Here is a 13,097-nt window from a genome sequence, read left to right on the forward strand (position 1 = left end):
CATGCTCGCATATGCAGTGAAGCGCATCGGTCTCGGCCTCCTGATCCTCATCCTCGTCATGATCGCCATGTATGCGGCGGTCTTCCTGGTTCCCGGCGACCCGGCGACTGTCGCGCTCGGCCCGCGCGCCACGCCGGAACTGAAGCGGCTGCTGATCGAACGCATGGGGCTCGACCAGCCGGTGTGGTGGCAGATCATCGAATTCTTCCGCAACGCGCTGACCGGCAATCTCGGCTACGACGTCTGGTCGAACCGGCCGGTCTCGACGCTGGTGCTGGAGGCGCTGCCGAACACGCTGATCCTCGGCCTGACCGCGCTTGCCGTAGCTCTCCTCATCGGCGTGCCGCTCGGCTGCCTGTCGGTGATGCGGCGCGGCACGGCGGCCGATGCCGTCATCGGCGTGCTTTCGGTCGGCGTCATTGCCGTGCCGTCCTTCGTCGTCGCCATCTATTCGCTGCTGCTGTTTGCGGTCACGCTGCGCTGGCTGCCGGCGATCGGCGCCGGCGAGGCCGGCGACTTCGTCAGCCAGGCCAAGGCGCTGGTCATGCCGGCGGCGGCGATCGCGCTCGGCTGGATCGGCTACATCGCCCGCATGGTGCGCGCCTCGATGATGGAGGTGATGGGCGAGCCGCATATCCGCACGGCGCGCTCGTTTGGTCTGCCCGAGTGGAAGATCGTCTCCAAATACGCGTTGCGCATCGCCATCATCCCGACCATCTCGCTGGTCGCCGTCGGGCTCGGCAGCATCCTGTCCAGCGCCGTCTTCGTCGAGGCGGTGTTTGCTCGGCCCGGCATCGGCAAGCTGATCACCGACGCCGTCAATACCCGCAACTATCCGGTGGTCATGGGCACGGTGCTGATCATGACGGCCATCTATGTCTCCATCACCATTGCCGCCGATCTGCTGATCGCGCGGCTCGACCCGAGGGTGCGCGATGTCTTCCGTGGCTGAGGCCTCCCTGTCCACGCCCGATCGACAACGGTTCGCGCTGCTGCGCGCACTGCTTGCCGATCCGTTCACTTGCGTGGCGTTGATCCTGGTCACCGGCTTCCTCGTCACCGCTGTCTTCGCGCCGTTTCTGGCGCCCTATTCGCCGGTCAAGATCGACGTGCTGCACAAGCTGCAGCCACCATCGATGGAGCATTGGTTCGGCACCGATCATCTCGGCCGCGATCTCTTGTCGCGCGTTATCTATGGCGCGCGCACGGCGCTGACGATCGCCATCGTGTCGGTGGCGATTGCCGGCGCCATCGGACTGATCCTTGGTCTCATCGCCGGCTACGGCCCGCGCTGGCTCGACGCCATCCTGGTGCTCAGTTTCGACAGCCTGAATTCGCTGCCGATGATCATGTTCGCGCTCGCCATCATCACCGTGCTCGGCGCCGGCACCGGCACGCTGATCATCGTCATCGCCGCGACCTCATTCCCGAGCTATGCCCGGCTGATCCGGGCGCAGACGCTGGCGCTGAAGAACAGCGACTACATCCTCGCCGAGCGCCTGATCGATGCCAGTGCGGCGCGCATCATCTTCATCCATCTTCTGCCCAATGTGGTGGGACCGCTGATCATCCTTTTGTCGATGGACATTCCGGTCGTCATCATGGTCGAGGCTGGCCTGAGCTTCCTTGGCCTAGGTGTCCGGCCACCGACGCCATCCTGGGGCTCGATCCTCTATGACGGCTACACCTCGATCCGCTCGGCCCCCTTCATGGTCATCTTCGGAGGCCTGCCACTGGTGCTCGCCACGCTCGGCTTCACCTTTCTCGGTGAAGGCCTGCGCGACTATCTCGACCCACGGCTGCAATTGCGGAGGCCGGCATGAGCGGTTCACTCGCCGCCAGCGATCTCAGCGTCCGCTACGAGACGCCGCATGGCGCGGTGCATGCTCTGCGCCACGTCGACATCGAGGCGCATCCGGGCGAGGTCATCGGCATTGTCGGCGAGAGCGGCTGTGGCAAGTCCACGCTGGTCACCGCTCTGGCCAATCTGTTGCCGGCTAACGCCCGCGTCGACGGATCGATCCGTTACAACGGCGTAGACCTGGCCAAGCTCGACGCGCACCGCCAGCGCCTGCTGCGCGGCGACGAGATCGCGCTGGTCAGCCAGGATCCGATGACGGCGTTCAACCCGGTGCTGACCATCGGCGACCAGCTCGTCGATTTCCAGCACCACCGCAAGGACCTTGGCCGGGCGCAGAAGCGGGCGCGCATCGCCGCCATGCTTGGCCGCGTCGGCATCGCCGACGCCGAACGGCGCATGCAGAGCTATCCTCATGAACTCTCCGGCGGCATGCGCCAGCGCGTCGCCATTGCCGCCGCTTTGTTGACCGATCCCGGCCTGCTCATCGCCGACGAACCGACAACGGCGCTCGATGTCACCATGGAAGCGCAGATCATCCATCTGCTGCGCGAACTGCGGCGCGAGTATAACGGCATCATCATCGTCATCTCGCATCATCTCGGCGTCATCGCCGAACTCTGCGACCGGGTCTATGTCATGTATGCCGGCGAGGTGGTCGAAGGCGGCGAGGTCGACACCATCTTCCACGATGCGCGCCACCCCTATACCCAAGCGTTGCTCGCCTGCGACCCCGCCCGTTTCCATGAGCGGCTGGACAGGCTGCCGACCATTCCGGGCTCGTTGCCCAATTTGACCCAGCCGCCGTCGGGATGCGTCTACGCACCGCGCTGCGACCGCGCCTTCGCACCGTGCGGCTCCATTGCTCCACCGCTGGTGAAACTCGCCGATGCCCATGTCGCGCGCTGCCATGCGGTGACGCCATGAGCCCGCTGCTTGCCGTGGAAGACCTCTCTGTGAGCTTCGCTCGTGGCGGCTTGCTCAACCGGCTGATCAATCCGTTCCCGCTGCCCGGCTTCAACGTCATCGACGGCGTGACGCTGTCGCTGATGCCGGGCGAGACGCTCGGGCTGGTGGGCGAATCCGGCTCGGGCAAGACGACGCTGGCCCGCACCATCCTAGGCCTTATCAGGGCCGCCGCCGGCCGCATCATCTTCGAGGGTAGGGACGTGGCGACGCCTGCCGATTTCCGCGCCATGCGGCGGCGCTCGGCGATGATGTTCCAGGATCCGGTGGCATCGCTCAGCCCGCGCCTGCGCATAGGCACGCTGCTCACCGAACCGCAAATCATCCAGGGCCTGCCGATGCCGGATCGCCGCGCTGCCGCCAAGGCACTGCTGGCGCTGGTCGGGTTGCCGGCCTCCTTCGTCGACCGCTTTCCGCACGAGCTGTCGGGCGGACAGGCGCGCCGCGTTGGCGTTGCGCGGGCTTTGGCAATGAAGCCGCATCTTCTGCTCGCCGACGAGCCGACCGCAGGCCTCGATGTCTCGGTGCAGGGTGATGTGCTGAACCTCATCGGTGAACTGAAGCGCGAGCTCGGTTTCGCCGCCATGATCGTCACCCACAACCTGGCGATGATCCGCCATGTCAGCGATCGGCTGGCCATCATGTATCTGGGACGGCTGGTCGAGACGGGGCCGACGCAGGAGGTTTTCTCCGCGCCGATGCATCCCTATACCGCGACGCTGATACAGTCCGAGCCTATTCCCGATCCGCGCCGGCGCAGCCACAACCCTGCCGTCACCGGCGAGATCCCGAGCGTGTTCCGGCGGCCTTCGGGCTGCGAGTTTCACACGCGCTGCCCGATCGCGCGCGACCGTTGCAAGACCGAGGCGCCAGCCTATCGGCCGATGGGCGCCGATCGCATGGTGCGCTGCCATTTCCCGCTGGAGACAGGCGGGCAAGAACGGGAAGCCTTCTCACGTGCTTCCACAAATCAAAGGGGAAATTGACATGACAGAATGGTCCATCAACAGACGTGCATTCCTGAAAGCGGCCGGCGCACTAGGCGCCGGCGTGGCGATGAAGCCGGGCTTTGCCTGGTCGGCCGCCGGCGACACGTTGCGCATTCGCATGGAGGGCGATCTGCAGTGCCTCGATCCGGCCTTCATGAATGGCGGCATCGAGGATGTCATGATGCGCGGCATCTATGTCTCGCTCAACCATTTCGGCGACATCCGCAAGGGCTCGCCCTGGTCGCTGTGGGGCGCGGAAAAGCTTGAACAGAAAGACCCCAAGACCATCGCCTTCACGCTGATCGACGGGTTGAAATGGTCTGGTGGATTCGGCGCGGTCACCGCTGACGACGTAAAATTCTCGTTCGAGCGCATCGCCGACAAGGCGCTGGCATCGCCGTGGGCCTACCAGTTCGAGAAACTCGATCGCGTCGAGGTGGTCGATGCGCGCAACGGCATCATCCATCTGAAAGAACCCTACCAGCCGATCTTCGTCACCAGCCTGCCTTACTATGGCGGCCACATCATCAGCCGCGCCGGCACCGAGAAGGCGGGCGGCAAGTTCACCACGCAGCCGCCGGCGACCTGCGGTCCCTATCTCTTCTCGGACTGGCAGCAGAAGCAGAAGGTGACGCTGACCGCCAATCCGGATTGGCCGGGACCGAAGCCGGATTTCTCAAAGGTCGAAATCTATGTCGTGTCGGACGATCAGGCAGCGCAACTCGCCTACGAGGCCGATGCCTTCGACTACACCAAGATCGCGATTTCGGCGACCAAGGCGGTCAAGGCCAGCCCACCCGCCGACACGACCCTGATCGAGGCGCAATCGACCCGCTATGTCTGGTTGACCATCAACATGCTGAGCCCACGCCTCAAGGATTTGAAGGTCCGCCAGGCGGTGCAGTATGGCGTCGATGTCGGGCAGGTTCTCACCGGCGTTTATGACGACCTCACCAAGCGCTCCACCGGTGTCGTCCAGCCTGGCACGAAGTTCGCTCGTGCCAGCAATCTGATCGCGTCGCCCGACTATGAGAAGTCGATCGCGTTGCTTAAGGAAGCAGGTGTCGGCGATCTGTCGCTGACCTTGACAGTGATGAACGATTCCATCCGCACAGCCACAGCACAGATCATCCAGGCCAGTCTCGAACAGGCCGGCATCAACGTCGAAATCCAGCCTTATGACGAGGCTGCCTTCTGGGGCGTTGGCGACAAGACGCAGGGCGATGGCTACAAGAATATCGACCTGGCGCTGATGGATTTCGCCGGCGGCATCGATCCTTCCGAAAACCTGGTCTGGTTCCGCCCCGACCAGATCGGCGCCTACAATTGGTCCGGCTTCGACAGCCCCGAATTCGAGACCAGCTACCAGCAATTGGTGGCCGAAAGCGACGATACCAAGCGCATCGCGCTGTCCAACCGCATGGAGGATCTGATGGAGCAGTCCGGCGGTTTCGTCTTCATCTGCCACCAGCCGCTGGTCGCCATCCACAAGACGGCTTTCGAGCCGGTCATCTATCCCGATGGCCATCCCAATCCGGTGCTGTTCAAGAAGAAGGCGTGATCCCTTCCGTGGACAGGAAGGGCGCAATCGATTAGCTGAGGTCCATGACGGAAGCCCAACCAGACGGTGCAAAAAGGAAGCGCGGCGCGAAGAAGGCTCCGCCGCGCTTCAGCCGCGAACAGGCTGACGTGCGCCGCTCCATGCTGATCGAAGCGGCGACGCGCTGCCTGTCGGTCGGCGGTATCGGCGCCTTCACCATCGATCGCATCTGCAAGGAGGCTGGCGTCTCGCGCGGCCTCATCAACCACCATTTCGAAAGCCTCGACGGGCTGCTGGTCGAGGTCTACAAATCCTCGCTCTATGCCAGCGTCAACAACCAGATCGCCGAAGCCAAGCGCCGCCGCGCCGAAACATCGGACTGGTCGCCGCAGGCAGCCCTTGCCGCCCTGGTGCATTCCAACTTTTCACCGGAGTATTTCAGCCGCGAGAACCTGCTGATCTGGCTGTCGCTGTGGGGCGAGATCGCCGTCAATCCGCGCCTTAAGGCGGCGCACCGCGAACTCTACGATGCCTATCGGGCGGAGCTTGCCGAGGACATCGCCGCAGTCGCGGTGCCGCGCGGCAGGCACGTCGATGCTCCGGCGCTGGCCCGCAATTTCATCGCGCTTGTCGATGGGCTGTGGCTGGAGTGGTGTCTTGATGAAAGCGTTGTGACGCCACAGGGGGCGGAGGCGGCGGGGTTTGAGATGCTCGAGGCGCAGGTGGGGCCTTTGCGGGGCGAGTAACGATTGCAGGTCGGCGCTGCACCCCCCTCTGCCCTGCCGGGCAGAGAGGGGGGCTCGTGCTGACCTCGAAAATCAGCTTCGCCCCCTCATCAATTCAGCGGCGAACCGCCCTCGCGTTTGCGCCGCTCCATATAGTCGCGCAGCGCCTCGTCGATGCCGGGATCGATCGGCGGCTGTTCGTATTCGGCGACCATGCGCTTCCACACGACATTGGCGCGCTCGCGCGCGGTGACCTGGCCGCGCTCCATCCAGGTGTCGTAATTGTCCCAGTTGGACACCATCGGCGAATAGAAGGCGCGCTCGTAGCGCTGCATGGTGTGCGCGGCGCCGAAGAAATGTCCGGCCGGGCCGACCTCGCGCACCGCTTCCAGCGCCAGCGTGTCGATGTCGACCACCGGCGGGTCGAAATAGGCAGACATCATCTGCAGCATCTCGGCATCGATGACCAGTTTCTCGAACGACGCGGTCAGCCCGCCGCCGAGCCAGCCGGCGGCATGCAGCACGAGGTTGGCGCCACCCATCAGGCAGCCCCACAGCGACATGGCGCTCTCATAGGCGGCCTGCGCGTCGACCGAATTGGCGGCGGTGACATTGCTAGAGCGGAACGGCACGCCGATCAGCCGGCAGAGCTGCCCGGTGATCTGCGCGGCTTGCGTGTATTCGGGCGTGCCGAAGGCCGGCGCGCCGGTCTTCATGTCGACATTGGATGTGAAGCCGCCATACATCACCGGCACGCCGGGGCGCACGATCTGCGTCAGCACGATGCCAGCCAGCGCCTCGGCATGCTGCTGCGACAGTGCACCGGCAAGCGTCACCGGGCTCATCGCGCCGGCCAGTGTGAACGGCGTGATGACATTGACCTGGCCGTGCTCGGCCAGCGTGATCAACCCCTCCGCCATCGGTTCGTCGAGCTGCAGCGGCGAATTGGTGTTGATGATGCCGGTGAAGACCGGCATTTCCCGCGCCAGCTTCTCGCGCGTCGTGCCGAGCGAAATCGCCACCATTTCCAGCGCGTCGGTGGCACGACCCCGGCCAAGGGTTTGCGGTTGCCAATTCTTGTCGAGCAAGGTGATCTCGGCGTAGTAGAGGTCGAGATGGCGGGTGTTCTGGTGCAGGTCGAGCGGCTCGAACGGTCCGCCGCCTTCCTGATGCAGCACGTTGAACGACTGGATCAGCTTCAAATAATCGCACATCTCGGCATAGGTGCCAGGGCGGCGTCCCTTATCATTGTCCATGACATAGGCCGGACCGCCGACCGACGACAGGATGCAGTGCCGTCCACCGACCTTGACGTTCTTCGCGGGATTGCGGGCGCGCAGCTCGAACGATGACGGCGCCATGGCGACCCGCTCCATGACCATGGCGCGGTCGAAGCGCACACGCATCTCGCCTTCGTCGATATCGCAGCCGGCCGAGCGATAGAACTGCCGCGCCTGCGGCTGCAGCACGCGCATGCCGATCTCTTCGAGAATGGTGAGGCCCATTTCGTGGATCGTCTGGACCTGGTCGGCCGACAGGATCTCGATCGGCGCATAGGGACGTGTCAGCTGCTTCCAAGGCCGCTGCTCGATGCCGCCGATCTCGCGTTGCGGACGGCCGGGTCTGCGACGTGCAGCGATACGCTCCATAACCTCTCCTATTCAGCAGCTGTGCGCATATCGAAATCCGCCACCGCATCGACGATCGACGTGTCGCGGCGGTAGGGCCGCACGTGGATTTCTGCACCGATCTCTCGCGCAAGCTTGTGGCCGCTGTGCACGGCATGGGCGATGGCGCCGGGCGCCAGCGTGTCGCCGATGCGATCGACGCTGCGGATGCCGGCAGCGGTGAGCGCCTCCGCGCGTTCCGTCAGCGCCTCGAACAGCTCGTTGCGCGGCAAGCGCAGCCCGACGATCAGCACCGAGCGGCAGGCGATGAGGGTCTCCTCGCCGGTGAACAGATGCGCCAGCGTCGCCGTCTCGCCGTCGAAGGATTTCAAGAGATGCAGCGTCGTTACCGGCACCTTGCGCCGCGCCAGCGCGCGATGCACCAGCGGCAGCTCGTTGGTCATGATCGTCCAGGCCGACGCCTGGCCTGCCGGGGTCACGTAGCTGACCGGAATACCCTGCGCGGCAAGATGCTCGGTCAGCACGCCGCCCATGTAGTAATTATCGAAATCGAAGACGAGTGTTGGCCCTTGCGGAAGCCGACCGGCGGCGATGTCGTCGGGCGTGAACACTTCCGGGTGGTCGAGCCGGCCGACCGGAATCTCCATCGAGGAATAGAGCATGTTGGTCCAGCGCGCGCCGGTGGCCAGCACCACACGGTCGGGCGCCAGATCGATGATCTCGTCAACGCCCAACGCACTCTCGGGGTAGAGCGAGACATTGCTCATCTCGCCGAGGCGGCCGAGACGGTAGTCGACGACCCGGTTCCACGCCGACAGGCCGGGCAGGGTCTTCTCGAAGGTCAGCCGTCCGCCAAAGTTGCGGCTTTTGTCGGCGAGCATCACTTCATGGCCGCGACGGCCAAGCGTCAGTGCGCATTCGAGCCCGGCCGGTCCGCCGCCGACGATCAGGATGCGCTCCGGTCTGTCGGTACGGTCGGTGCGTTCGGGGTGCCAGCCGCGCCGCCATTCCTCGCCGGCGGTCGGGTTCTGCGTGCAGCGCACCGGCACGCCGTCATGCCAGCTCGAAATGCAGATGTTGCAGCCGATGCATTCGCGGATTTCGGCCTCGCGGCCTTCGCGGATCTTGGCCGGCAGGAAGGGGTCGGCGATCGAGGGACGCGCGCCGCCGATGAAGTCGAGCACGCCGCGTTTGATCTGCGACACCATCGTGTCGGGCGAGGTGAAGCGGCCGACGCCGACCACCGGCTTTTTGGTCAGCGATTTGACGAAATCGATGACCGGCTCATGGCTGCCTTCGCCGGTGAAGCGCGACGCCGAACAGTCGGTCGGGCTGGAATCCATCTTGACGTCGAACAGGTCAGGCAGGTCGGCCAAAAGCTCGATCAGTTCGTGCGCTTCCGAGGGCTGGTTGCGGCCGGGCCGGCCGCGCAGTTCTTCGAGACTGACCCGCAAGGCGACGCCGCAATCCTTGCCGACGGCATCCTTGGTGACCTCGATCATCTCGCGCACGAAGCGCACCCGGTTCGCGATCGGTCCGCCGTATTCGTCCGAGCGGTGATTGTATTCGGGCAGCAGGAATTCGTAGCCGAGATAGCCCATGCCGGCATAGACGTAGACCACATCGAAGCCGGCCGTGCGCGCCTTGCGCGCCGCTTCGGCCTGGCACCGCAGCACCTCGCGGATATCAGCCTTGTCCATGGTCTTGGGCCGCAGATTGCCCATGAAGCCGACATGGGTGGCCATCCAGGGAATTCCCGACGGTGACAGCGGCGGCAGGCGGCTGGTCCTGTTCATGACGGATGCGCCGCCGTGCCAGAGTTCCACCCCTGCAAGCGAACCATGGCGGTGCACGGCCTCCGTCATCAGCGCATGGGCGCGGATGTCATTGTCGTCCCACAGCGTGGCGAAAGGGAGCGGCGCGTCGTCCGAGCTCGGATCGATCGAACAGGCGCCGGTGCAGATCACCCCCCAGCCGCCCTCGGCCTTGGCTTCGCGAAAGGCGGCGCGGACGCGCGGCAGCGCGTTGGTCATGCCGCTTGCATGCGGCACCTGATAGAAGCGGTTCGGCGCGGTGACCGGCCCGATCCGCATCGGCTCGAACAGGATTTCGTAGCGGGGATTGCATGTCATCAGGGCTTCGCGAATATGCTTGTTGAACGATCGTACAACAAGCATATTCGCTGATATGGCAGAACGCAATGGCCCAAAGCACCGGGACAGTCGGAGGCCCGAAAAAGCAGTGAACGTGCGATGGATACTGGGCTGATGCGTGGCCTTGTCACGCGATCAGGTCGGGACCGATCTGGCTGAACGCGGGCGTGCCGGCGAGCTTGAGGCCGTTGGCGATGTCCTCCAACAGGATGTCGAGCACCCTGGCCACGCCGGCTTCTCCGGCCGTGGCGCCGAACAGCGCGGCCCGGCCGATCGCCGCCGCGGAGGCGCCAAGCGCCCCGGCCTTTATGATGTCCATGCCGGTGCGGATGCCGGAATCGATGAGGATCGGCACCTGGGAACCCAGCGCATGGCGGATAGCGGGCAGGGCATCGATGCTGGAAATGGCGCCGTCGAGCTGGCGGCCGCCATGGTTGGACACCCAGATGCCGTCGGCGCCGGCCGCCACCAGGCTTGCCGCATCCGTGGGGTGCAGAACGCCCTTCACCAGCAGCCGGCCCTTCCACCAGTCGCGGATCCGGCGGAAATCATCCCAGTCGAAACCGGCATGGAGATTGGAGCCGACCCTTGCGGCGATGGTCAGTCCGGCGCTGGTGTCGCCGAGATAGCCGCGGACATTCTCGAACCGCGGCAGCCCGCCGCGCAGCAGACGCAGCGACCAGCCGGGATGAGCCAAGCCTTCCAAGAGGTGGCGAGGCGAGGGGCGCAGCGGGATCGAGATGCCGTTCCGCAGGTCCTTCTCGCGCCTGCCGCCAGCCTGCAGGTCGACGGTTACCACCAGCGTCGAATAGCCGAATTTTTCCGCCCGCCGCACCAGCTGGAGGTTGAAGTCGAAATCCTTCAAGACATAGAGCTGGAACCAGAGCGGTCCCTCGACCGCTTTGGCCATGCGCTCGATGCTGGTCGTGGCCATGGTGGAGAGCGTGTAAGGAATGCCACGCGCGCTCGCCGCCTTGGCGATGGCGATGTCGGCCCCGGGCCTGACCAGCGCGCAGGAGCCCATCGGGCTGATCACCAGCGGCGTCGGCAAGGTCTGCGACCACAACGACGTGGAAAGGTCTGGCCGGGAGACGTCGGTGAGCACGCGCGGTATGAGCCGGATCCGCTCGAAGTCAGCGCGGTTGGCGGCGAGCGTCAGTTCCTGTCCTGACCCGCCATCGACAAATTCGAAGATCGATTTCGGCAGCCGGCGGCGCGCAAGTCTGCGGAAATCCTCGACCGAAATCATGCGATCGAGCGCAGCCATCTCAGGCGTCTCCCGCTGGCCTGGTCATGGCCGCTTCATGCCGGGACCATCGCCAGCCCGTCGCAGACGGCATGGGTGATCGCACGGGTCGACGCGCTGCCTTTCAGGTCGGCGCTCAAGAGCCCGCTGGCCAGGCAGTCTTCCGTCACGCGGCGGATGCGATCGGCGGCCTGGTTGAGCCTGCCGTCGCCGTGCTTGTGGCCGAGCCAGTCGAGCATCGAGGCGCCCGACAGGATCGTGCCATAGGGATTGGCGATGCCCTTGCCGGCAATGTCGGGCGCCGAGCCATGCGCGGCCTGGAAGAAGCCGTTCGCCGCGCCGATCTCGGCCGACGGCGCCATGCCCATGCCGCCGACGGTCGCGGCGGCGAGGTCGGACAGGATGTCGCCGAACATGTTCTCGCTGACGATGACATTGAAATGGCCGGGCTTCAGCACGAGGTGCATCGCCATGGCGTCGACCAGCGCATGTTCGGTCGCAATGTCGGGATAGTCCTGCGCCACCTCGTCGAAGACGGAGCGGAAGAAGGCATAGCTGCGCAGCACGTTCGCCTTGTCGCAGCAGGTGACCCGGCGCACGCCGTCGCGCGGCGCGCCGCTGGACTGGCGCGCCAGTTCGAAGGCCTTGCGCACGATGCGCTCTATGCCGGATCGGGTCTGCACCAGCGTGTCGACAGCGACCTCGCCGCGCAGCATGGCGCCCGAGCCGCGCGCGGCGTAAAGCCCCTCGCTGTTCTCGCGCAGGATGATGTAGTCGATGTCGCCAGCCTTCACGCCGTTCAACGGACTCGGCACGCCTTCGAACAGCCTGATGGGGCGGATGTTGGCGTAGAGGTCGAGCTCGAAGCGCAGCCTCAGCGTGAAATCGAGCCCGGCTTCGGTGCCGTCCGGGTGCACCACGCCGGGCAGGCCGCCGGCGCCATGCAGGATCGCGTCCGCGGCCCGGCAAGCCTGGAAGGTCGGCTCGGGAAAGCTCTGGCCGGTTTTCAGAAAGTGCTCCGCGCCGGCCGGATATTCGGTGAAGCGCAGCGGGCTCTCAGCCCCGAGCGCGGCCTTCACCACTTCGACCGTGGCGGCGCAGACTTCCGGGCCGATGCCGTCGCCATGCACCACCGCGATTTCGTAGATATCTTTCATCGGGATGCCTCAGATGCATTTGCCGCCATCGACATTGAGGTCGACGCCGGTGATCATGCTGGCCTCGTCGGAACACAGGAACGCGGCGGCGTTGCCCATGTCCTGAGGCGTCGAAAGCCGGCCGATGGGGATGGTGGCGACGACGCGGGCGCGGTTCTCCTCGCCGGAACCGATGAAGGTGGACAGAAGCGGCGTGTCGCCGGCGACCGGGTTGATGGCGTTGACCCGGATGCCGAAAGGCGCGAGCTCCACGGCCATCGCCCGGGTGGCGGCGATCGCCCAGCCCTTGGAGGCATTATACCAGGTCAAGTTCGGGCGCGGCGAGACGCCGCCGGTCGAGGCGACGTTCAGGATCGCGCCCGATTTGATCGACTTGAAATGCGGAACGACGGCGCGGGCGCCGTTGTAGATCGAGCGCATGTTGACGTTGGCTATCCTGTCGAACAGGTCTTCGTCCATCGTTTCGAGCGGCAGCGGCGGCTGCGCGACGCCAGCATTGTTGACCAGTATGTCGAGACCGCCAAAGGCCGAGCGGGCCAGGTCGGCCGCTGCCTCGAAGCTGTCGAGTTTCGAGACGTCACCAGTGATCGGCCACACGTTCTTGCCGACCTCGCCAGCAACCCTGCCGGCAGCGGCTTCATCACGGTCCATCAGCACGACCAGTGCGCCCTCGGTGACGAACTTCCTGACGATGCCTTCGCCAAATCCCGAACCGCCACCGGTGACGATGGCGACCTTGCCAGCAAGTCTCATATCTGTTCCTCCGTTGCCGGCACCATCGGGGAAGTCGCTTGCATTGCACAGTCCGATTATCTGAACGCCCTTTTAGCTTTCC

At 65.1% G+C, this 13,097-nt stretch carries 11 protein-coding genes; 6 read left to right on the forward strand and 5 right to left on the reverse strand.

What is annotated here, in order from left to right:
* Position 1 precedes the first annotated feature (1 nt).
* From EB235_RS13890 to EB235_RS13915, 6 genes are read left to right on the forward strand one after another with little or no spacing between them, the layout of a single operon-like run.
* A complete protein-coding gene (locus tag EB235_RS13890; protein ID WP_027030417.1) occupies positions 2–952 on the forward strand; it encodes an ABC transporter permease in 951 nt (316 codons plus the stop codon).
* Entirely contained in the window at positions 936–1,823 is an 888-nt protein-coding gene (locus EB235_RS13895; RefSeq protein ID WP_051429648.1) for an ABC transporter permease, read from the forward strand. The genes EB235_RS13890 and EB235_RS13895 overlap by 17 nt, the downstream gene beginning before the upstream one ends.
* Positions 1,820–2,785, forward strand: coding sequence for an ABC transporter ATP-binding protein (locus EB235_RS13900; protein WP_027030415.1), 966 nt, complete (start codon positions 1,820–1,822; stop codon positions 2,783–2,785). Before EB235_RS13895 ends, EB235_RS13900 begins: the two co-directional genes overlap by 4 nt.
* A complete protein-coding gene (locus tag EB235_RS13905; protein WP_027030414.1) occupies positions 2,782–3,810 on the forward strand; it encodes an oligopeptide/dipeptide ABC transporter ATP-binding protein in 1,029 nt (342 codons plus the stop codon). Before EB235_RS13900 ends, EB235_RS13905 begins: the two co-directional genes overlap by 4 nt.
* 1 nt (position 3,811) lies before the next feature.
* Positions 3,812–5,374, forward strand: a complete 1,563-nt coding sequence (locus EB235_RS13910) for an ABC transporter substrate-binding protein (protein WP_027030413.1) — start codon at positions 3,812–3,814, stop codon at positions 5,372–5,374.
* Positions 5,375–5,418: 44 nt separating this feature from the next.
* Positions 5,419–6,099 carry a TetR/AcrR family transcriptional regulator gene (locus EB235_RS13915; protein ID WP_027030412.1) on the forward strand — a complete coding sequence of 227 codons (681 nt, stop codon included), beginning with the start codon at positions 5,419–5,421 and terminating at the stop codon, positions 6,097–6,099.
* Positions 6,100–6,188: 89 nt separating this feature from the next.
* Here the strand turns inward: EB235_RS13915 and EB235_RS13920 are convergent, their stop codons facing one another.
* From EB235_RS13920 to EB235_RS13940, 5 genes are all read right to left on the reverse strand, one after another.
* A complete protein-coding gene (locus EB235_RS13920) occupies positions 6,189–7,727 on the reverse strand; it encodes a trimethylamine methyltransferase family protein (RefSeq protein WP_027030411.1) in 1,539 nt (512 codons plus the stop codon).
* Positions 7,728–7,735: 8 nt separating this feature from the next.
* Positions 7,736–9,838 carry an FAD-dependent oxidoreductase gene (locus tag EB235_RS13925; RefSeq protein WP_027030410.1) on the reverse strand — a complete coding sequence of 701 codons (2,103 nt, stop codon included), beginning with the start codon at positions 9,836–9,838 and terminating at the stop codon, positions 7,736–7,738.
* A gap of 148 nt (positions 9,839–9,986) precedes the next feature.
* Positions 9,987–11,126: an alpha-hydroxy acid oxidase gene (locus tag EB235_RS13930; RefSeq protein ID WP_027030409.1), complete on the reverse strand. Its 1,140-nt coding sequence runs from the start codon at positions 11,124–11,126 to the stop codon at positions 9,987–9,989.
* A 35-nt stretch (positions 11,127–11,161) separates the two neighbouring features.
* The gene (locus EB235_RS13935; RefSeq protein WP_027030408.1) at positions 11,162–12,262 is read right to left on the reverse strand and encodes an isocitrate/isopropylmalate dehydrogenase family protein; all 1,101 of its coding nucleotides are present in this window, start codon (positions 12,260–12,262) and stop codon (positions 11,162–11,164) included.
* A 9-nt stretch (positions 12,263–12,271) separates the two neighbouring features.
* On the reverse strand, positions 12,272–13,015 hold the full coding sequence (locus tag EB235_RS13940) for a glucose 1-dehydrogenase (RefSeq protein ID WP_027030407.1): 744 nt from the start codon (positions 13,013–13,015) through the stop codon (positions 12,272–12,274).
* Between the last annotated feature and the right edge of the window lie 82 nt (positions 13,016–13,097).

The sequence above is a fragment of the Mesorhizobium loti R88b genome, from assembly GCF_013170845.1.
GTDB lineage: Bacteria > Pseudomonadota > Alphaproteobacteria > Rhizobiales > Rhizobiaceae > Mesorhizobium > Mesorhizobium loti_B.

Coding starts and splice junctions, on each gene's coding strand:
- EB235_RS13890 (WP_027030417.1), top strand. CDS start 2: ATGCTCGCATATGCAGTGAAGCGCATCGGTCTCGGCCTCCTGATCCTC.
- EB235_RS13895 (WP_051429648.1), top strand. CDS start 936: ATGTCTTCCGTGGCTGAGGCCTCCCTGTCCACGCCCGATCGACAACGG.
- EB235_RS13900 (WP_027030415.1), top strand. CDS start 1,820: ATGAGCGGTTCACTCGCCGCCAGCGATCTCAGCGTCCGCTACGAGACG.
- EB235_RS13905 (WP_027030414.1), top strand. CDS start 2,782: ATGAGCCCGCTGCTTGCCGTGGAAGACCTCTCTGTGAGCTTCGCTCGT.
- EB235_RS13910 (WP_027030413.1), top strand. CDS start 3,812: ATGACAGAATGGTCCATCAACAGACGTGCATTCCTGAAAGCGGCCGGC.
- EB235_RS13915 (WP_027030412.1), top strand. CDS start 5,419: ATGACGGAAGCCCAACCAGACGGTGCAAAAAGGAAGCGCGGCGCGAAG.
- EB235_RS13920 (WP_027030411.1), bottom strand. CDS start 7,727: ATGGAGCGTATCGCTGCACGTCGCAGACCCGGCCGTCCGCAACGCGAG.
- EB235_RS13925 (WP_027030410.1), bottom strand. CDS start 9,838: ATGACATGCAATCCCCGCTACGAAATCCTGTTCGAGCCGATGCGGATC.
- EB235_RS13930 (WP_027030409.1), bottom strand. CDS start 11,126: ATGGCTGCGCTCGATCGCATGATTTCGGTCGAGGATTTCCGCAGACTT.
- EB235_RS13935 (WP_027030408.1), bottom strand. CDS start 12,262: ATGAAAGATATCTACGAAATCGCGGTGGTGCATGGCGACGGCATCGGC.
- EB235_RS13940 (WP_027030407.1), bottom strand. CDS start 13,015: ATGAGACTTGCTGGCAAGGTCGCCATCGTCACCGGTGGCGGTTCGGGA.